The sequence below is a fragment of the Enterococcus crotali genome (assembly GCF_000633635.1).
Lineage (GTDB): Bacteria > Bacillota > Bacilli > Lactobacillales > Enterococcaceae > Enterococcus_L > Enterococcus_L crotali.
The window spans coordinates 219,900-238,419 of record NZ_AYPQ01000006.1; the positions used below are offsets into that span (position 1 = coordinate 219,900).

General features: G+C 36.4%; 19 protein-coding genes. 4 read left to right on the plus strand and 15 right to left on the minus strand.

All coding sequences use genetic code 11. From position 1 onward, the window contains the following. The 7 genes from V192_RS0114465 to V192_RS0114490 form a co-directional block, all read right to left on the minus strand. Positions 1 to 933, minus strand: coding sequence for a nucleoside hydrolase (locus tag V192_RS0114465; protein ID WP_025872929.1), 933 nt, complete (start codon positions 931 to 933; stop codon positions 1 to 3). After that, positions 930 to 1,727: an energy-coupling factor ABC transporter ATP-binding protein gene (locus V192_RS0114470; protein WP_025872931.1), complete on the minus strand. Its 798-nt coding sequence runs from the start codon at positions 1,725 to 1,727 to the stop codon at positions 930 to 932. Before V192_RS0114470 ends, V192_RS0114465 begins: the two co-directional genes overlap by 4 nt. After that, positions 1,728 to 2,360 carry an energy-coupling factor ABC transporter ATP-binding protein gene (locus V192_RS20325; RefSeq protein WP_338030884.1) on the minus strand — a complete coding sequence of 211 codons (633 nt, stop codon included), beginning with the start codon at positions 2,358 to 2,360 and terminating at the stop codon, positions 1,728 to 1,730. It abuts the gene before it with no gap. Then, complete coding sequence (locus tag V192_RS22640; protein ID WP_275574546.1) at positions 2,357 to 2,578, minus strand: ATP-binding cassette domain-containing protein; 222 nt, start codon at positions 2,576 to 2,578, stop codon at positions 2,357 to 2,359. Before V192_RS22640 ends, V192_RS20325 begins: the two co-directional genes overlap by 4 nt. Further along, entirely contained in the window at positions 2,575 to 3,315 is a 741-nt protein-coding gene (locus V192_RS0114480; RefSeq protein WP_025872933.1) for an energy-coupling factor transporter transmembrane component T, read from the minus strand. Before V192_RS0114480 ends, V192_RS22640 begins: the two co-directional genes overlap by 4 nt. Further along, the gene (locus V192_RS0114485; protein ID WP_025872936.1) at positions 3,305 to 3,916 is read right to left on the minus strand and encodes an ECF transporter S component; all 612 of its coding nucleotides are present in this window, start codon (positions 3,914 to 3,916) and stop codon (positions 3,305 to 3,307) included. Before V192_RS0114485 ends, V192_RS0114480 begins: the two co-directional genes overlap by 11 nt. A 125-nt stretch (positions 3,917 to 4,041) precedes the next feature. Further along, positions 4,042 to 4,737: a Crp/Fnr family transcriptional regulator gene (locus tag V192_RS0114490; RefSeq protein WP_025872938.1), complete on the minus strand. Its 696-nt coding sequence runs from the start codon at positions 4,735 to 4,737 to the stop codon at positions 4,042 to 4,044. Positions 4,738 to 5,302: 565 nt separating this feature from the next. Here V192_RS0114490 and V192_RS22920 point away from each other — a divergent pair. Beyond that, entirely contained in the window at positions 5,303 to 6,448 is a 1,146-nt protein-coding gene (locus tag V192_RS22920; RefSeq protein ID WP_025872940.1) for an LPXTG cell wall anchor domain-containing protein, read from the plus strand. 256 nt (positions 6,449 to 6,704) lie between these two features. Here the strand turns inward: V192_RS22920 and V192_RS0114500 are convergent, their stop codons facing one another. The 4 genes from V192_RS0114500 to V192_RS0114515 all read right to left on the minus strand — a co-directional run bounded on the left by V192_RS0114500 (position 6,705) and on the right by V192_RS0114515 (position 10,895). Further along, positions 6,705 to 7,019 carry a YbaB/EbfC family nucleoid-associated protein gene (locus V192_RS0114500; RefSeq protein WP_025872942.1) on the minus strand — a complete coding sequence of 105 codons (315 nt, stop codon included), beginning with the start codon at positions 7,017 to 7,019 and terminating at the stop codon, positions 6,705 to 6,707. Positions 7,020 to 7,034: 15 nt separating this feature from the next. Next, complete coding sequence (gene dnaX / locus V192_RS0114505) at positions 7,035 to 8,789, minus strand: DNA polymerase III subunit gamma/tau (RefSeq protein WP_025872944.1); 1,755 nt, start codon at positions 8,787 to 8,789, stop codon at positions 7,035 to 7,037. A 215-nt stretch (positions 8,790 to 9,004) separates the two neighbouring features. After that, on the minus strand, positions 9,005 to 9,283 hold the full coding sequence (locus tag V192_RS0114510; protein ID WP_025872946.1) for a YiaA/YiaB family inner membrane protein: 279 nt from the start codon (positions 9,281 to 9,283) through the stop codon (positions 9,005 to 9,007). A gap of 118 nt (positions 9,284 to 9,401) precedes the next feature. Next, positions 9,402 to 10,895: an AcpB/EbpR/MafR family transcriptional regulator gene (locus V192_RS0114515; protein WP_025872947.1), complete on the minus strand. Its 1,494-nt coding sequence runs from the start codon at positions 10,893 to 10,895 to the stop codon at positions 9,402 to 9,404. A 241-nt stretch (positions 10,896 to 11,136) separates the two neighbouring features. On the opposite strand from V192_RS0114515, the gene V192_RS0114520 reads away from it, so the two are divergent. Then, positions 11,137 to 12,156, plus strand: a complete 1,020-nt coding sequence (locus V192_RS0114520) for an immunoglobulin-like domain-containing protein (protein ID WP_025872949.1) — start codon at positions 11,137 to 11,139, stop codon at positions 12,154 to 12,156. Positions 12,157 to 12,188: 32 nt separating this feature from the next. On the opposite strand, the gene V192_RS0114525 is transcribed toward V192_RS0114520, so the two are convergent. The 4 genes from V192_RS0114525 to V192_RS0114540 form a co-directional block, all read right to left on the minus strand. Continuing rightward, the gene (locus tag V192_RS0114525) at positions 12,189 to 13,175 is read right to left on the minus strand and encodes a LacI family DNA-binding transcriptional regulator (RefSeq protein WP_025872950.1); all 987 of its coding nucleotides are present in this window, start codon (positions 13,173 to 13,175) and stop codon (positions 12,189 to 12,191) included. A gap of 18 nt (positions 13,176 to 13,193) precedes the next feature. Next, positions 13,194 to 14,675: a UDP-glucose--hexose-1-phosphate uridylyltransferase gene (gene galT / locus V192_RS0114530; protein WP_025872952.1), complete on the minus strand. Its 1,482-nt coding sequence runs from the start codon at positions 14,673 to 14,675 to the stop codon at positions 13,194 to 13,196. Between the two features lie 134 nt (positions 14,676 to 14,809). Further along, complete coding sequence (gene galE / locus V192_RS0114535; protein ID WP_025872953.1) at positions 14,810 to 15,802, minus strand: UDP-glucose 4-epimerase GalE; 993 nt, start codon at positions 15,800 to 15,802, stop codon at positions 14,810 to 14,812. A gap of 59 nt (positions 15,803 to 15,861) precedes the next feature. Further along, entirely contained in the window at positions 15,862 to 17,022 is a 1,161-nt protein-coding gene (locus tag V192_RS0114540; protein ID WP_025872955.1) for a galactokinase, read from the minus strand. Positions 17,023 to 17,247: 225 nt separating this feature from the next. Between V192_RS0114540 and V192_RS21320 the strand changes: the two genes are divergently transcribed. After that, positions 17,248 to 17,415 carry a DUF3042 family protein gene (locus V192_RS21320; RefSeq protein ID WP_082266043.1) on the plus strand — a complete coding sequence of 56 codons (168 nt, stop codon included), beginning with the start codon at positions 17,248 to 17,250 and terminating at the stop codon, positions 17,413 to 17,415. 241 nt (positions 17,416 to 17,656) lie between these two features. After that, on the plus strand, positions 17,657 to 18,466 hold the full coding sequence (locus tag V192_RS0114550; RefSeq protein ID WP_025872957.1) for a hypothetical protein: 810 nt from the start codon (positions 17,657 to 17,659) through the stop codon (positions 18,464 to 18,466). The last annotated feature ends 54 nt before the right edge of the window (positions 18,467 to 18,520 follow it).

Sequence of the window (18,520 nt, forward strand, 5' to 3'; positions counted from 1 at the left end):
TCACCCTCTTTTGTCTAACTTTTCTAAAGCCGATATCAACAGCTTAACAAATTTTTCTCGATTCACCGTTTCTAAAACTAGCGTATTCTTTTCATGTTCTGTCACTAAGCGCTTATCTGCAAACGTTTGTCCTCTGCTCACACCATCATTAGTCGCAACATCTACATAATAATAGTTACCTGTGAAGATTTCTGGCGCTATTAAATAAGCAATCGCACACAGATCATGAATGGGACTATCTATAAAACCAAACTGCTGACCTGACTGATTATAAAAGTGTAGGAGCTCATAGGCTAAATTACTTACTCGACCTTTATTTTTTAAGGTAGCAATCTCAGGTACGGTAATTTCTGCTTTTTCAGTTACATCTAATCCTGACATAACAATCGGTAAGCCTGCATGAAAGACAATATGGGCTGCCTCAGGATCTACATAAATATTAAATTCTGCCAACGAGGTTACATTGCCATGCTCAATTCCACCGCCCATTAAACTAATAAAAGCAATTTTTTTGTGAACCTCAGGATGGCTTTTTAATAGTAGCGCAATATTGGTTAAAGGACCTAAACCAACAATAATGACTGGTTCGTCTGCTGTCATGATTTTTTCAAACATGAAATCAACTGCATTTGTTGACGCAATCGGATATTCCTTTTGTTCAAAATAAGGACCATCCATCCCGCTTTTACCGTGTGCTTCATCACTTGGCTCTAGCTGCTTCACTAACGGGCCTGCCTGTCCTATTGCTAATGGGATTTTTGCGTCAACAAACGCTAACACATTTTGGGCATTCTTTGTGACTTTTGCTAGAGTTTGGTTCCCACCTATTGTAGAAATACCAAGAATAGACAGCTTCTCCTCATTGGCAAGCGCTGTTAAAATGGCAAGTGCATCATCATGCCCTGGGTCGCAATCAATTAAAATCGTTTTCATCCAAAATTCCTTTCTAATAACGCATCTATTGTCATGACCCCTGTATCACCTAACAATTTAGCAAGCTGACAAATGTAAGGTTGCTTTAGATTTGCCATGGCTAATAAAGATTCGTTCCAAAATATTTTTTCAGGTGTCGCGTCCATTCTTTTTTCTTTATCCGAAAAGACAATCACGCGTTTAAATTCTCTTGCGACAAATTCCATATCATGAGTAATCGTGATCACTGTTTTATGTTGTTCAGAAAGGTTGCGGATCAGTGTTCCTAATCGCTCCGTAGATTCTCGATCTTGTCCTGCAGTTGGTTCATCCAAAATAATCACCTGTGTGTCCATGGCGATGATTGCAGCGATTGTCACAAATTTTCTTTTAGAATAAGGCAAATTATACGGATGTTCCTCTAATAAATCCTCCAAGCCACAAAGAGTAGCGGCTTCTTTAACTCGTTGTTGAACTGTGTCTGCATCTAGTTTTTTGCTCTTCAGACCATAAGCGATTTCTTTAAAAATCGTTTCCTGAAAAATTTGATCATCTGGATTTTGAAAGACATAGCCGACTAGCTTCGAAGTTTGGGCTGTCGTTGTTTTTTTTATGGAAACACCCTCTACCAAAATGTCACCTTGTGTTGGTTTTAGTAGGCCATTCATTAATTTTACAGTGGTTGTTTTGCCTGCACCATTTTGCCCAATAATTGCTACAGATTCACCAAGTTCAAAGCTCAAATCGATATTTTTTACTGCTTCATAACCGTTTGGATAGGTGTAAGAAACATCATGTAGCTCTAAATAGCCCATTTATTTCACTTCCTCTCTGAGGTTTTGATAGGCCTCACCGATTGTCAGAGGGATCGCTTTTGTTACGGGTATCTTCTCTTCCTTGATTCCTTGTAGGAAAAATAAAACGACCTGTGGTAACTGTCCGCCGTAAGTTAATACTGCTGGATTTGAGAGAACTCCTTTCGCGTTGCCAGCTAGCACAATTTGCCCTTCATGCATCAGGAGGATTTCATCGCAATATTCAGCTAGTAAGTCGACTTTATGTTCCACTAGGATAATTGTCTTTCCTTGTTTTCTTAATAAATCAACAATGGTAAAAATTTCCTCTGTACTTTGAGGATCTAATTGTGAAGTTGGCTCGTCTAAAATCATGATTTCTGGATCTAAAGCTACGATTGATGCTAAAGCAACTCGCTGCTTTTGTCCCCCTGATAGCTCAAAAGGATTTTTATCTCTCAATTCTTCTAATTTGAACATATCGATCAGTTCTTCTACCTTTTGAATCATTTGCTCTCTTTTGAAGCCTAAGTTTTCCATGCCATAAGCAATCTCTTCATAGACAGTTTCTTTGACACCTGAAATTTGCGTAAAGGGATTTTGAAAAGAGTAGCCGATGATCGAAGCCAGCTCACCATCCTCGAAATGTTCTATTTTTTACCATTCACAAGAACTTCGCCTTTTAAGACACCTTTATAAACAGTCGGAATAAAGCTACGAATGATATTACATAAGGTTGTTTTCCCTGATTCATTGGCACCAATTAGACCATAAACTTTTCCTTTTTCAAATTCAAAAGAAAGACCTTTAATGGTTTCTTGGTGTTCTAACGGATAGGTGTAGTGAATATTTTTTAAAGATAGTATACTCATTTCATCAGCCTCCAAATGATAAAGCCTGCAAAGATTAGCCAGCAAGTAATTGTAATTAGATAATCGATTTTTCTTTTTGGTAATTCATAGATGGATGTTTTTTTATTTTTAGATGAAAAGGCCCGTGATTCTAAGGTGAGCACTCTTTCCTCTGTTTGTTGGATGGAAGATAAAACCAGCGGGCCAATCATAGGGACAAAGGATTTCATTCTGATCCATAATGAACCTTCTGTTTCAATTCCTCTTGATTTTTGAGCATCCGTAATTGTTTTAGATAAATTAGACATTTGTGGGACTAATTGGATCGTTGATGCTATAACAAAGGTCATTTTTTTGGGGACTCCTGATTTTTCCAAAGTGTAGTGAATATCTTTAGTACTTGTCACTTGGAAAAAATAAATAATACTGGAGCTGATTCCAACAATTTTAGAGGTCATCCCAAGGCTGTTATCTAATCCCATTTGAGAGAAGCTGAAAATCCACCAAAGTGAGGTCGAATCCTCATTCTTCACGATGAATACCTGGATAACAAAAATAAACACAATAACTACAAAAATTGATTTCATAAACACTGAGATAAATTGCCAAAAGTTATGCGAGAAAAGACTTAGTAACATAATAAAAGGCAGCACTGCATATTGAAACAGATAACCTGGCAAAAACATACACAGGATTATGATAAGTAAAACACAAGCAACTTTGGTTCCGGGATAAAGTCTACCGATTCTAGTATTCATTGATTCGTCCCTCCTTATGAACATAGGGCATTCCATAATTGAGTTTCACTAAAAATCTGTCTGGAATTCTTCTAACAATCAGCCAACTGATAGAAAAGTTAATAATGGTATTGATCGTACCTGAAATCAAGTTGGTGGATAGCACTGAATTCCATAGCTCTTTTCCGGCTGCAAGAAATGTTGCTGTGATCAAATCTGTCCCGGCACCTGTAACTCCCCCAAACATAAATACAGTCACCACCGCTGCCGCTGCGGCTGAAACAACGGATAAGATGATACAAGAAATAATAATACCGAAAATATTTGTATAAAATTTCCATCTCGACAAATAGCCTGAAATAAAACCAACGAGCATAGATACAGCGCCATACGCAATTGAAATTGGATTAAGCATCCCACTGACCACATTTCCTAATAAACCAGTTAAAGCACCAACCCACGGTCCTGCAATCATTGATACCATAATTGTTCCGATCATATCGATAAAAACTGGTAATTTCAGGATTGATGATAACTGATACCCCACAACATTGAGTGAAACTCCTACAGGGATCAACAATAATGCCATAAGTGGAAAATCATATTTTATGCCTCTTTTCACTTAAAACCCGTCCTTTCTTAAACCGCTTTCATTTGCAGAAGAATTCTATCCATTTCCTAGCTTCATTATAAAAATACATTAACCGTTAGAAAAGGACAGATGTCCGGATAAACAAAAAAAAAAGATTATCTTCCTTTTTTTGTCAGTTCAAACTTCATTTTTTCGTACTGCTCCTTTGTCACCATAATTTTTTTAGCTTGATTTTGCACTTCGTTTGTGGCTTTCAACGCCTTGATACTTCTGCCGACTGTGCGAATACTAACGCCGATTTGATTGGCAATTTTCTCATAATTCATTTCTACTTGAAGTGCCTGATGAGCATAATGTTGCTCAAAATAATTCATTAAAAATAAACGAACTCGATCAATCCCTGTGTAGTAATAATAAATACCATCATTTCCAGATCTACTATAAAGATCATCCGCCAATAAAAAGGTACATTTTCTTAATAACGAAAGATGATTCATCAATATTTCGTAGACAATGACAGATTCGATCCGTACAACTTTTACATCAGTGAGACAAGTAATTGTTGCAACATATTGTTCTTTTTTTGCTACTATTTCCAATAAACCAATGTTGCCATTTTGTTTGTCTATTTGGAAATAATTATATTCGTTCCCGTCTTCATAATCTCGTTTTCCAATGGCGATTCCCTCGATGATAAAATAGATATAAGAAGGAAAATCCCCTTTTTCAATGATTGATTGTCCGGACTTATAAATAACTGTATGGCCTTTTTCATTCAGATAGCTAGAGATATCAGAAAAGTTTAACACTCTGTCTGTAGGGTATTTTTGCCACGTTTCGTGCAGATTCATTTTTTGACACGCTCCTTATTATTTTAATGCCAGTGAATCGATATTCTGAATATAAGATAGCATATTTTTTATCATTTACAATTTTATTTTTGCAAATGATTATTGTGCAGCAATCTAATAACATGTCAAATAGTTATCCGAAAAATATATTAACATACTATTTTTTTATTGATTATAATGTGCGAAAGAATTATGTACTAGTAAATCTCATATTAAAGAGTTATCTCTGTTATTCTTAATCTTTTTTTAACATTAAAAACAACAAAATAAATAGAAATTCTAATAATCCATCCATGAAAAAACATATGAGCGACCTAAAGTGTTTAAAATCAGGCTTTTCTGCTACCTCCTTTCAACTATTGGTATGAAAATTTCATTTAAAATACCCCCTTTTATTAAAAAAAAGCCATTTAACAATAGTTAATCAAACTATATAATAAGTATAATTGACCAGACAAACACTGTTTTCCCATCCGAAAACAAGTCTTGACTTTTATTACGGGTGTTATATATTTATTATGGATAATAAAATATATCCATACACACACAATAAAGGGGATTTTTTATGAAAAAGAGTTTAAAAATTATGTCTGCGTTATTATTATTTAGTTCTGTTGCCTTTTCAACACCTGCCGTTAACTCTATCGTGCATGCTGAAGAATCAACAGCTCCTACGGCTGACGATTCGAGTGCACTTCGAGGACAATTACAAGGTTTAGTTGATAAAGCCAACACAATCTTAGCAACACCTGATTTGTACACGCCTGAATCGATTGAAAGCCTAAAAACATCAGTATCTAACGCCCAAGTTGCCTTAGACACTAATATGGAGAGCAGTTATCAAACGTTTATTACCAGTATGAATATTGCATTAGCAAAAGTCGTTGCTGTTACCCCACCTAGTTCTACTGAGGAGCTTAGTTCCACTGATTCTAGCTCTACTGAGCCTAGTTCCACTGAGTCTAACTCTACTGAGCCTAGTTCCACTGATCCTAACTCTACTGATTCTAGTTCGACTCAGCCTAGCTCTACTGATTCTAGTTCGACTCAGCCTAGTTCTACTGATTCTAGTTCAACTCAGCCTAGTTCCACTGATTCTAGTTCGACTCAACCTAGCTCTACTGATTCTAGTTCCACTGAATCAAGCTCTACTGATTCTAGTTCATCAGAAGAGGTTAAACCATCCATCGAAATCTCTAATCAGACGATGTATGTAGGTCAAAAGTTAACAGAAGAGATTATTTTAAGCTGGGCAACATTTAATAACGCTGAAGGATACATGGTAGGTTTTGAAGTAGTTGGGGACTCGATCCAAGTTACAGCACTTGGCAATCTGTTAGTAACTCCTGGAACGCATACAATCAGATTTTATGTGAGTAAAGTAACTCGTAGCACAGATAACATTGTAGCAGAAAAAGAAATTACTTTAACTGTTCTTCCAGAAAGTGATAAACCAACAGATCCATTGACTCCTGTTGATCCTACTGCTAATTCTGAAAAAACACCTGAAGCACCTACTAATGATCTTATTTCAGAAGTAGTATCGCCAGTTTCTACTTCAGCTAAAAAACCTATTAGCTCAACTCAGAAAAAAGCAAAACAATTGCCTTCAACAGGTGAATCAAATAACGGAATGATGATTGCTTCAGCTGGTGTAATGTTGATTGCTGGTGGAGCTTACATCTTTAGAAAAAAACAAGTAGCAAAATAATACATTTGCTTTTTATAATTGTAATGTAAATCTTTAACTGAAAACTATTTAGTAGCTATTTTCATTCAGTTTACTAAATGAAATAACCAACACCTGATTCGGTCTCTGGACATTTATCAGGTGTTGGTTTTATTTATAAATCACTGATCAAGCTTATTCTTACTTCTAAAAACACGCAGCTAGGGATTATAAAAAATGAGCAACCATCAAAATTTACTTGATGGTTGCTCATTTTTATTCCCCAGTCTATCCTAGACTAGAATCCAGGCATCCCTTTAGCATATTTACCCATTGTTGCTTCTGTTTCTTTTTCTACTTTAGTCAAAGCATCATTTACCGCCATGATCACTAAATCTTGTAGCATTTCTACATCTTCTGGATCAACAACCTCTTCTTTAATTGCGATATCTTTCATTTTACGATCGCCAGTAAAAGTTGCAGTCACCAATTGATTGGTTGCAGCTCCTACAAATTCGCGCTCGTTCAATTCCGCTTGCGCCTTTTCCATATCTTTTTGCATTTTTTGAACTTGTTTCATCATTCCTTGCATATTACCCATGCCACGCATCATACTTATCTTCTCCTCTTAATCTTGAATTATTTCAACTAGCTCTTCGCCAAACATTGCGATTGCTTCGTCTACTACTTGGTTGTTGACCTCTTCTGTTGGGACGTCATCGGCTAACAAATGGTTTGCTTCATTGCTAACAGGATGATCATCATTTGTTTGTTCTCCTGGTGTCTCTTTATTTTGACTGATAAATGATTGGCGTAGTTTCGGCCAACTTTCTTTTGTGATGCAAACCATATCAGGTGCATAATTGTTTACCAAACGACTTAAATTATTATGGATCGCTAACTGCATTTCTTCATCTTCCATCGCTCGACCGCAAACAATCTCATATTCAAATGCAATCACTAAACCATTAGGACTTGCAGCAACTGGCTCGCTAGCTTTCAACATAGCTCTTTGAGTTACAGACATCATTTGTAATAAATCATCCCAAACATTTTTTACGTTCAATAAATGATCTTTTGTCGCTTCGATCAACACTTTATAGACAAGTTCTGTTGGGATCCGCAGCGCATTTTTACTACTTGTCGCTCGTGTTGCTTTAACAGGTTCAGCCTCTTTGGCTGTAACACCGTTTTTCTTCAACTCTGTTAGTTCCTTTTGTAACTGTTCAACTTGCTGCTGTAACGAAGTCATCTCTGTTGTTGTTGCAGGTTGTGTCTCTGTTGAAATTTCTACAGGTTTTTTAACTGATTTTGCTAGTTTAACTGTTGCAACCTCAAGATAGATATTCGCATTATTAGTAAAACGGATGTCATTTTGAGTATCGCTTAAGATTTGAATCATTTGATAAATTTTTTCTGCAGCAGTTTGTCCTGCTAATTCTTTAAAATTATCAGTCAAATTTCCAACTTTTTCCGCTAACAGGTTTGGTGCTTGTTGAAACATCAATAGGTCACGACAATATAATAACAGATCTTCTAAAAATCTTCTTGCTTCTTTACCTGAACTAAGGATATTCTCTAATATTTCTAATGCCTGTTCAACATCTCCTGTCACACAACTTGAAATATATTGATCCATCATTTCATAGGTCAAGCTACCAGTTACTTGCATAGCATCAGTCAAAGTGACTTTTTCATCACTAAATGAAATTGTCTGATCCAAAATACTCAAAGCATCCCGCATCCCACCTTCAGCTGCACGTCCAATTACATATAAAGCCTGCTCTTCAAACTCAACGTTGATTTGCTTTAAAATATAGCCTAGATGATCAACAATATCTTGCGTACTGATTCGTTTAAAATCAAAACGTTGCGTTCTCGAAATGATCGTTAATGGAATCTTATGTGGTTCAGTTGTCGCTAAAATAAAAATAACATTTTGCGGCGGTTCTTCTAAGGTTTTTAGTAATGCATTGAAGGCCCCTGTGGACAACATATGTACTTCATCAATGATATACACTTTATATTCGGCTTGTGTTGGTGCGTACTTAGCTTTATCACGGATATCACGAATTTCTTCAACACCATTATTACTAGCTGCATCAATTTCGATCACGTCATTCAAACGTCCTTCGGTGATTGCAACACAGGTTTCACATTCATTACATGGTTCTCCGTCAACACTATGTTTACAGTTGATCGCTTTAGCAAAAATTTTCGCCGCACTAGTCTTTCCTGTTCCTCTTGGGCCGGTAAACAAGTAGGCATGCGAGGTTTTCTTTTGTATGATCGCATTTTTTAATGTCTGTGTAATTGCTTTTTGTCCAACAACATCATCGAACCGTTGCGAACGCCAGACACGATACAAAGCTTGATAAGCCATAATTTACCCCTCCCTCAAAATTTCACTATCTACTATTATACGTGATTTTTATGGATAAGGCATTAAAAAAAGCTAACTGATTAAAAAATATTAAAAAAATGACTGAGGCATCATCACTCTACGAGTCATACCTCAGTCACTTAGAATCCAGATAAACCTTGGAAGCAGAAGCTTATTTCAGCTTGAGCACTACTGTCCAACCGTTTTTTTATTGATTAAATATGTGTATCTGTTTCATCTTTATTAGCTAGACCATCATTTGCACGGAACATTTGGTTATAACGTTCTTCATCTTCTTGATTGTCTCTGATTACTTTTGAAAGTGTAAATGATGAAGAAATCAATCCAACTGATCCCATCAAATAATACCCTTTGACCATTAACGGTTCTTTTAGTGTGTATAACCCAATCAACATCAATGCCACAAAAAAGGCAAATGATCCCCAACTTAGAAAGACAAATGCAGGTGTGTTTCTGTACGCTTTCTTCTTCATAATTCTCTCCTTTTAAAAAAATAATACTTTTTTAGTATAACATTATTATTTATTAAATGACAATCATTATTTTAATTTTAAAAAATAAATGACTTATTACTTTTACTAAAATAACAAATCAAGCATTTAGATACGCAATATCTTTCGGTAAAACCAATCTTCTTTTATCAATATACTTTCGCAGGTCTGTTAAGTTTTTAAAGGATGGAATATCTTCAACGATCATGTTGATATTTTCATCTACAGACTCCACCGCATAATTTGATACGTATAGATCATACTCTTGATCATAAGATTTCATTGACTGATTATAAAAATGGTTTTCCTGAACAGAAAGATTGACCTTGTTTTTGAAGTTTTCTTTTAAAATGGAACTGAGAAGCTGTGCATGTTCTTTGCCTAAATCACTCAAAACTAAGACCGATAGCTGATGTCTCATCACATCCATAAGCTTACTGAGATCTTGCCAACGAATCGCCATTTCATGAAGAATACCATCTAAATACATTGTTTTCCAAGGAAAGTTCATTTTTACTTCCAGCACACCTAATGCTTTTTTCACAACGGCAGTAAACACAATAAAATTCTGTTTGATTGCCCGACTGGAATACAAATACCGATCATAAACCATAAACTTTTTATAAGGAAACATTTTGTGTTTGGCATAGATATACTCAATCAAACGAACGATACTGATTCGACTTTGTTCTGAAATAGAGATAGACAACGCCTTTTTGATCGTCATTACCAAGTTTTCCGCTTGATGGATAACATTCACTTTCTCCTGTTCATTATCCCAACCAAAGTCCCACCAGAAAATAGAATAACAAAAATCTTCATACCAATTATCAGGAAGCACAACATTTAATGGTTCTGCGATCTCTTCCACGTCTGCTTGGTATTTTCTAACATCGATGGTTGTTTTTACGAAGCTATTGATTGGATCTTTTCTATTTTGGATCAAAAAACCCTGACGTTCTCTAATGATTGTTACAGCGATCGAATACGCCAAATGAACGATCTGACTATCGTTTAGCTCTAATTCAAATTTCCGATTGATCTTGTTTGATAATCGAAAAATTTTATCTCGATCTAAATGAAACGGCCACTCACGAATACCATACACCTCGATGAAGTAACAAGTAAAAAAATAGCGAATCTGCCGTTCGTCTTTTCCATGAACAAAATACGGTGAACGACTCATTTGGATATTACGATCCTTTAACGCTGAACTGATCAGATTTGATAAACGATACAAACTAGAATTACTTAAAAATAACTTTTTCTCCCAAAAATGTGCAGGCTGTTTCGGCTCAAAAAAAATCGACTCTAATAATGAAAAAGCATTTGATTCCTGAATGATCTCTATATAAATTTCATGAATCGAACGATGCGGCGAGGCAATCAGCCGAACACCATGCTTTCTGGATGTCTCTATCGTCAAATAATCGGACCAGCGATCTTCTATGTACTGACAATCCAACATGATCGTTTTTTTCGAGCAGTCAATACTCTCAGCTAAATAATCAGAGGTAATCCAGCTATTAGGTCCATTCAATAAATTCAACAACAACACTCTTCGATGCATAGACGGCGACAACAATCTCTCCATTTTCTCTCCTCATTTCTCATTGATACAGGTTTATCTTCAAAATTTTCCACTAGTTAAGATTTTTTTGAAGAAATCCCTATTTAACAATAATTATAGCATCTTATTCCCCTTTTTTGAATTAATCTAAAGCGCAACTCAATTGGTTTATTTAAAAACTGCTCTTATTATAAATATATAAAAACGCGGATTTAAAATTTATCGATAAATGGAAAATCTCACCACATTTTTGGAGGGATTCTACATGAAAAAAAACACAATTAAACACACAATCATCCTTGGTTTCGTTAGTATTTTAAGCATTGCTCTATTGATTGGCGGATTTATTTTTACGGATGCTGCTAGTCGAGCGAATCACTTGAATAGCAAACCACAAAAAGCAAAAGTTACATTAATAAAAAATGTTCCAACAAGCAAAGAGCTGCAGCAACTCACAGTTAAACCTGAGAAAAAACAAAATAAAGAAAAAGTCGTTGCTGTAAACACTTCTAAGGATACCATTGCGCCAACTATTACAGCTCCTGAAGAAATTGTTGAACAAAATCAACAAGTCAATATTTTTGACGGTGTCACTGCTCTTGACAATAAGGACGGAGACATTACCGAAAAAATAGCTTCTACTGAAACATTAGATACTTCGATCGTCGGTACACAGACTATCCATTTTTCTGCTACTGATGCAAATGGCAATACTGGCGTTGCTGATAGAACATTTCAGATTGTACCAAAAAGTGAACCAGAACCAATCGTACAAGCAGCACAACCAACTACGGAGCAAGCTGCACCATCGCCTGAACCAGCTCAAGTCGAACCTGCAACTATACCTGAAATCCCAGCAGAACCTAGCTTTGGAGCGATGACCATTACAATGAACGGGCAAACAATTCCTTATCAAAATGGTGGGCAAGGCAGTGGCCAAAGCGTGATCGACTCAAATCCTGGCGGCATTGCTTCCACTTGGGGTGGCGCAGCAGTTCAATCAGGGAATGACGGACAAAACACACATTTTATCGGTCATAATCCCGGTGCCTTTTCAACCGTTTTCTCACTAGGAGTAGGTAGTCAAATCGTTGTTACGGATGCAACTGGTACTCCTTCTACTTATACTGTACGTACCCTCCTTCAGCTGGATGACTATGGAACAGAGGTTGGTACTGGCACCAATTACTGGGATCTAGCTGTCGGTACGGGTGGCGGTGAACGAATCACCTTACAAAGTTGTGTTAATGACGATATCAATCTATTTGTGATTGCATATAAATAATCAACTAAATAAACAAGAGCATCAACGAAAATTTATCTCGTTGATGCTCTTTCTATCAGCTCAGTGGCAATCGTTATTTTTCTTGCTACAGGCGCTTGCGCTTGGATCACAGAAAGAATCGTTTCAATAGCCAATTCCCCCATCCACTCAGTGTGGATTTTAATCGTTGTTAGCGGTGGACTAACGTATTTTGCCACACTGATATCATTAAACCCAATCACTGAAATATCCTCTGGCACCTTATAGCCTGCTTCTTGGATCGCTTTTAAGGCCCCAACAGCTAGAGCATCACTAGAGGCAAAAAAAGCACTAGGAAATTCATTCGGATGCTGCTTTAAAAATTGCTTCATCATGTCATATCCACTGGCGACAGTAAATGGTCCTGTTAAAATATAAGCATCATTTAGCATATCTTTAGGTGTCAAAATCTCTTTAAAAATCGTCAGTCGTTTGTCTTCAAGCAATTCATGACTTTCCCGAGTATACTCTTGACCCGCAATCATACCGATTTGTTGATGTCCATGTTCAATAAGATAGTTTAAAACAGTAGACATACTTTGGTGAAAATCAATAACTAAAGAATTGTAGCCCAAAGCCAGCGCATCAAAGTCTACAAACAAAAGATTAGCATTCATTTCAAACAAAAAATCAGCTTGCTCTTTAGTAAATTTTCCTAACGCAATCAGTCCATCGGAAGCTTCTTCACTCAATTCTTCTAACGAGCGCTTAACTAATTCAAGTCCGAGCTCTTCTGCTTTTTTTTCGATTCCTAAACGGATAGAAAGATAGTAGATATCTTCTAACTCTTCCGCTTCATCATACCATTGAACCAATACGATTTTAGCTTTAGTCGCTTTGACATTCTTTTTATGTTTTGTATAATTTAATTCTTCGGCGGCTTCAAATACTTTTTGCTTGGTCTCAATTCCAGCAGAAAGCTCCGGGTCATAATTTAGAACTCTAGAAACTGTTGCTGGAGAAACACCCGCTAACTTTGCAATATCTTTGATTGTTGCCATCTTTTCACCCGCCTTTTTTTACAAACTGTCAATAAATCGTTTAAACGCAGCTTGACCTTCCGAAGTCCGTTTATAGACACCAGCATCTGCCAAGACTTGAGCAAAGATTTGACCAACTTCTTTTTGGATGATTTCTTCTACATTTTCTTCATTGAATGAATACGTATTTTTCATTTGATCGGCCCACGGCTTATGGTAATCTGCTAATTGATTTTCTTTCGCTAACACATAATTTGCCACTTCTTTTAGTTCTTCATTTAAACGAGGTGGTAACACAGCTAGCCCCATTACTTCGATCAAACCAATATTTTCTTTTTTAATATGTTGAACTTCTTGATGAGGATGGAAAATACCATCAGGATACTCTGAAGAACTATTATTATCACGCAAAACTAGATCTAGCTCAAATAACGAGCCCTTCCGGCGAGCGATCGGCGTAATCGTATGATGAGGAGTTCCATCAACAGAAAATGCTCGAACTGATACTTTTTCATCAGAATAGTTTCGCCATTTTTCCAATATCAAAGCAGCTGCTTCAATTAAATCCTCTGCGTTAGGACTTTGTAGCCGAATCACAGACATCGGCCATTTGACAATTCCTGCGTTCATCAAAGGATAATCACTCAACTCAAAATACTGTTCTATTTCTGCCTTCTCCATTGGAAAAATATGACGTCCTGCTTGATAATGATCATGGCTTAAAATCGATCCGCCAACAATTGGTAAGTCCGCGTTAGAGCCTACGAAATAGTGCGGCAATATTTCTGTGATTCGAACTAATCGGCGAAATGTTTCTTTTGAAATCACCATGGGACGATGTTCTTCTGATAGAATGATCGAATGTTCATTATAATAGGCATATGGTGAGTATTGAAACCCCCAGCTTTCTCCGTCCAAATTCATTCGGATGATTCGATGATTCGTTCTTGCTGGATAATTTGATCGACCCTTATAGCCTTCATTTTCCATACACAAAACACACTTTGGATACTCCACTTGAGTTAGTTGACGTTGTGCTGCGATTTGTTTTGGATCTTTTTCCGGCTTTGATAAATTGATTGTGATCTCTAGCTGTCCATATTCTGTTTCTGCTGGAAAAACAATATTTTTTGCAATTGCCCGTGTTTTGATATAATCATTCTCTTGACTTAGTTTATAGAAGTAATCAGTGGCATCTACTGGGTCTTTCTCATAATATTGAGCAAAAAGAGCATTAACGACTGACGGCGGTGGTGTAAGAAAATCCATCAATTGTGCTTCAAAAATTTCTAAGGCAGCCGGCTCTTCTTTTACTATGCCATTTTTTATCCCTTGAGCGACTAATTCATCCATAAGTTCCAAAGATGACTTTTTCACTACTGTGGGAGAAATAGATTCTAACGACTCTTCACCAATTGCTGCAAGTACACGATTTTGTAAATAAAGACGATCCAACTCCATCCAGCCACCAGCTTGAATCGCCAACGTAACAAAATCGGTAATAGTTTGACTAATTGACACAACGTTTCCTCCTAAATTAAAAGCTGAACAGACTCGTTCAGCCTATTATTCTCTTTTTCAAGGAACTAGCCTACAAAACAAATAGCTCATATGAACGATCAAGAGCAATATAAAGCGGATATTATCGTGTAATTCTAAATAGAATCATATCCTTTTGGATGACTAACATGCCAATCCCAAGCTGTTTTGATAATCTCACTGATATCTGTGACTTGAGGTTGCCAAGCTAAGATAGCTTTTGCTTTTTCACTTGAAGCAACAAGTCTGCTTGGATCCCCTAGACGACGTGGCAACACTTTAGCTGGAATTTCTTTACCTGTTACAGTTCGTGCTGCTTCCAACATTTCTTTGACTGAATAACCAGTATTACTTCCTAAATTGAAGATATTGCTCTCATTGCCTTTTTGTAAATAATCTAAAGCTGCAATATGAGCGGCAATCAAATCTTCAATATAGACATAGTCACGAATACAGGTACCATCAGGTGTATCGTAATCATCCCCATAAATGCCTAAATACTCTCTTTGTCCTAAAGCCGTTTGTAAAATGATCGGAATCAAATGCGTCTCTGGATCGTGATCTTCACCGATCGAAGCATCTGATTTAGCACCAGCTACATTGAAATACCGTAATGCTACATAACGTATACCATATGCTTGGTCACACCATTTCATCATTTTTTCCATCATTAACTTACTTTCACCATATGGATTTTCTGGATTGGTCGCCATTGTTTCTACGATCGGCATCTCTTTTGGTTCTCCATAGGTAGCAGCTGTTGAAGAAAATACAATATTCTTAACGCCAAACTCTTCCATTACTTCTAGCACGATTTGCGTCCCGTAAACATTGTTATTAAAGTACACTAATGGTTTTTCTACCGATTCGCCAACAAGTGAGCTTGCGGCAAAATGTATTACACCATCAATTGTTTCATTTTGAAATACTTTTTGCATAAATGACTTATCTCTAATATCCCCTTGATAAAACGTTGCTTTTGTATGAATTGCTTCTTTATGTCCAGTCAGAAGATTATCAACAACCGCCACTTCATATCCCTTATTGATCAACTGATCCACTGCATGAGAGCCAATATACCCTGCTCCACCTAAAACTAAAATTGACATACTATTGCCTCCTTATTTAAATCCACCAGAAATCAACGTCTTTTTACGCCTTCTCTATTTTACAGCTTTCTAGCTCCATCATCAACATTGGCCATATAAAAATCTGCTGAATATCCAATTTTTTCTTGATAGACTTGCCCTACCTGTTCGATAAAATCTGTTAATTCACTCTCTTTCACCAACGCAATTGCACAACCGCCAAAGCCCGCTCCTGTCATTCTAGCTCCTAACACACTAGGAAGCTTTTGTGCAGTGCCTACCAATGTATCCAGTTCGATTCCTGTCACTTCATAGTCGTCTTTTAAAGAAGCGTGAGAGGCATTCAGTAATTCTCCAAAGAGTTTCAGGTCATTTTTCACGAGTGCATTTTTTGCCTTGATCGTCCGCTGGTTTTCAGTCACTGCATGTTTTGCACGACGAATTAGTTTTTCATCAGCAATAATCGCTTGATTTTGTTCGAAGCTTTCTTCTGTCAACTCACCCAATGATTTGATTGGCAAAATTGTTTGCAGTCGACTCAAAGCCAATTCACATTCCGCCCGGCGTTCATTGTACTTTGAGTCAGCCAATTCTCTGCGCTTGTTTGTATTCATAATCGCAATCACATATTCCCCAAAATCTGCTGGGACCAATTCATAATCCAGTGTATTAGTATCTAATAAAATAGCTTGATTTCTTTTCCCCATACCGATCGCAAATTGATCCATGATACCAGAATTTACACCGATAAAATGATTTTCTACGCGCTTTCCAGTAATAACTAAATCCAGCATTTTAATATCTAAATCAAAAAGATCCTTTAAAATAACTCCAGTCAACAGCTCAATCGAAGCTGACGAAGAAAGGCCAGCACCATTTGGGATGGTGCCATAAAAGAGAATATCCAACCCATGATCGATAATATAGCCATCTTCTATCAAATAATGAAGCATTCCTTTAGGGTAATTCGTCCAATCATGTTCTTCTTTGTAAGCTAAATCTGTTAAGGAAAGCTCAATAATTCCTAAATCTGAAAAATTTTCTGAATAAAAGCGGATAACTCGATCTTCTCGTTTACGGGCAATCCCATATGTTCCGATTGTAATCGCCGCTGGAAAAACATGTCCGCCATTATAGTCCGTGTGTTCACCAATCAAATTAATTCTACCAGGGGCAAAATATACCTCTTCAGATGTTACCCCAAAAACAGTATGAAACAGTTTTTTCAACTCATTTTCCACAATTGTCACCTCTTCGTTCTTTTTAGTAAATTAATTGTAAAACATTTACTAATTTTTACAAGTTATTTCGTAAAACGATTACATTCTTCAAACACATACAACAAAAGACCCATTCAAAAAATAGGAATGGATCGAAGCTGAACCGCTTTTGTTACTATCTATTGGATTTTTTTCTGACTTTGGTTCATAATAGAGATGTGTAACTAACTGAAAGGAGAAATTTATATGAAAAAATTTATTTCAGGTATGCTTGTAGGGACAGCTGTAACTTGTGCAGCTGTGGTCGGTTTTGTAGCTACTATCAAAAAAACTGTTCTTGACCCAATTGAAGAAAAAGAAGATATGATCGAGGAAAACCGTAAAAAGGCAATGCGTAAACGCATTTCTCGATAATAGTAAAACGGAACAAAGACTTAACTCTCTTTAAAAATAGATACCCCTGTTGTGATGTTCTTTATCACCAACAGGGGTGTCTATTTTTAATTAAATCTGAATTATTTTTTTTACCCAATTTCCTAGGTAGCAAATACTAGACCATCTGGTATTTTATTTAAATTTGGGCGTATAGTTAGCTAAGTTTCTTAACAATAAACTATAACGAATCAAAAATAGCTACTGAAAGAAGAGAATATTTATGAAAAAAATCAATCAATTTGCTGTAATAATTAGCTTATTTACTGCATTACTATTCTTTGCAGGATCACGATCTGCCTTGGCAGATGAAAATACCATCACTACGGTTCATATTGGTACAGATATTTTTACTGTTTTCGAAAACGGAGAGATTAAAGCAGAAAAAAGTGATACTATCATTAGTGATGGCTTGAAAGCAGACATCTTAGGCATGGCTTCTGCACAAGGACCCGATAAACCCACAGTACCTAATGAAGAAGCAACTGAGATACCTTCTGATCCTCCTAAAGAAACACCAAAACAAGAAACACCGGATCCCAAAGTTATACAAATAGATTCTAATGGGCCAAAAACACCAATTAATGAGACACCTAGCATAGAAACACCCGTTCCAAACACGACCGAAAAACCTCTTATTCCAATAAAAGAAACACCGAAACAAGAAATCCCTGATCCAAAATCAACACAAACAGTTATAGAAAAACCAATAGTCATGCAAGATAACACCCCAAAATCAAATCCATCCTCTTCTAAAAAAGAACAAGAACAAGTGGTCAAACCAATTTCACAAAAAAAAGAGCAGACTGAATTAAACCAGTATGCTCCAACAGCTAATAAGACACAAGAAATCAATTTACTTAAAGCAACTAAGCAAGTATCGCCCACTACTAATCAAAATAAATCATTAACAATACTACCAAAAATGGGGGAAACGCCAAACTCATTCAACTGGAAACTCGGTCTTTTTATGACTATTGCAGCTTTATGCGGAATTGTTTACAACAAGATTTATTATCGAAAAAAAAGCTAACTTTGACAACTATTTATTTGACCAATTCAATTAATCAAGCAAATCCCTCAATTT

Bases quoted from the DNA above. Each gene is read 5' to 3' on its own strand.
- V192_RS0114465 (WP_025872929.1), bottom strand. From the start codon at position 933: ATGAAAACGATTTTAATTGATTGCGACCCAGGGCATGATGATGCACTT.
- V192_RS0114470 (WP_025872931.1), bottom strand. From the start codon at position 1,727: ATGGGCTATTTAGAGCTACATGATGTTTCTTACACCTATCCAAACGGT.
- V192_RS22640 (WP_275574546.1), bottom strand. From the start codon at position 2,578: ATGAGTATACTATCTTTAAAAAATATTCACTACACCTATCCGTTAGAA.
- V192_RS0114480 (WP_025872933.1), bottom strand. From the start codon at position 3,315: ATGAATACTAGAATCGGTAGACTTTATCCCGGAACCAAAGTTGCTTGT.
- V192_RS0114490 (WP_025872938.1), bottom strand. From the start codon at position 4,737: ATGAATCTGCACGAAACGTGGCAAAAATACCCTACAGACAGAGTGTTA.
- V192_RS22920 (WP_025872940.1), top strand. From the start codon at position 5,303: ATGAAAAAGAGTTTAAAAATTATGTCTGCGTTATTATTATTTAGTTCT.
- V192_RS0114500 (WP_025872942.1), bottom strand. From the start codon at position 7,019: ATGATGCGTGGCATGGGTAATATGCAAGGAATGATGAAACAAGTTCAA.
- dnaX (WP_025872944.1), bottom strand. From the start codon at position 8,789: ATGGCTTATCAAGCTTTGTATCGTGTCTGGCGTTCGCAACGGTTCGAT.
- V192_RS0114510 (WP_025872946.1), bottom strand. From the start codon at position 9,283: ATGAAGAAGAAAGCGTACAGAAACACACCTGCATTTGTCTTTCTAAGT.
- V192_RS0114515 (WP_025872947.1), bottom strand. From the start codon at position 10,895: ATGGAGAGATTGTTGTCGCCGTCTATGCATCGAAGAGTGTTGTTGTTG.
- V192_RS0114520 (WP_025872949.1), top strand. From the start codon at position 11,137: ATGAAAAAAAACACAATTAAACACACAATCATCCTTGGTTTCGTTAGT.
- V192_RS0114525 (WP_025872950.1), bottom strand. From the start codon at position 13,175: ATGGCAACAATCAAAGATATTGCAAAGTTAGCGGGTGTTTCTCCAGCA.
- galE (WP_025872953.1), bottom strand. From the start codon at position 15,802: ATGTCAATTTTAGTTTTAGGTGGAGCAGGGTATATTGGCTCTCATGCA.
- V192_RS21320 (WP_082266043.1), top strand. From the start codon at position 17,248: ATGAAAAAATTTATTTCAGGTATGCTTGTAGGGACAGCTGTAACTTGT.
- V192_RS0114550 (WP_025872957.1), top strand. From the start codon at position 17,657: ATGAAAAAAATCAATCAATTTGCTGTAATAATTAGCTTATTTACTGCA.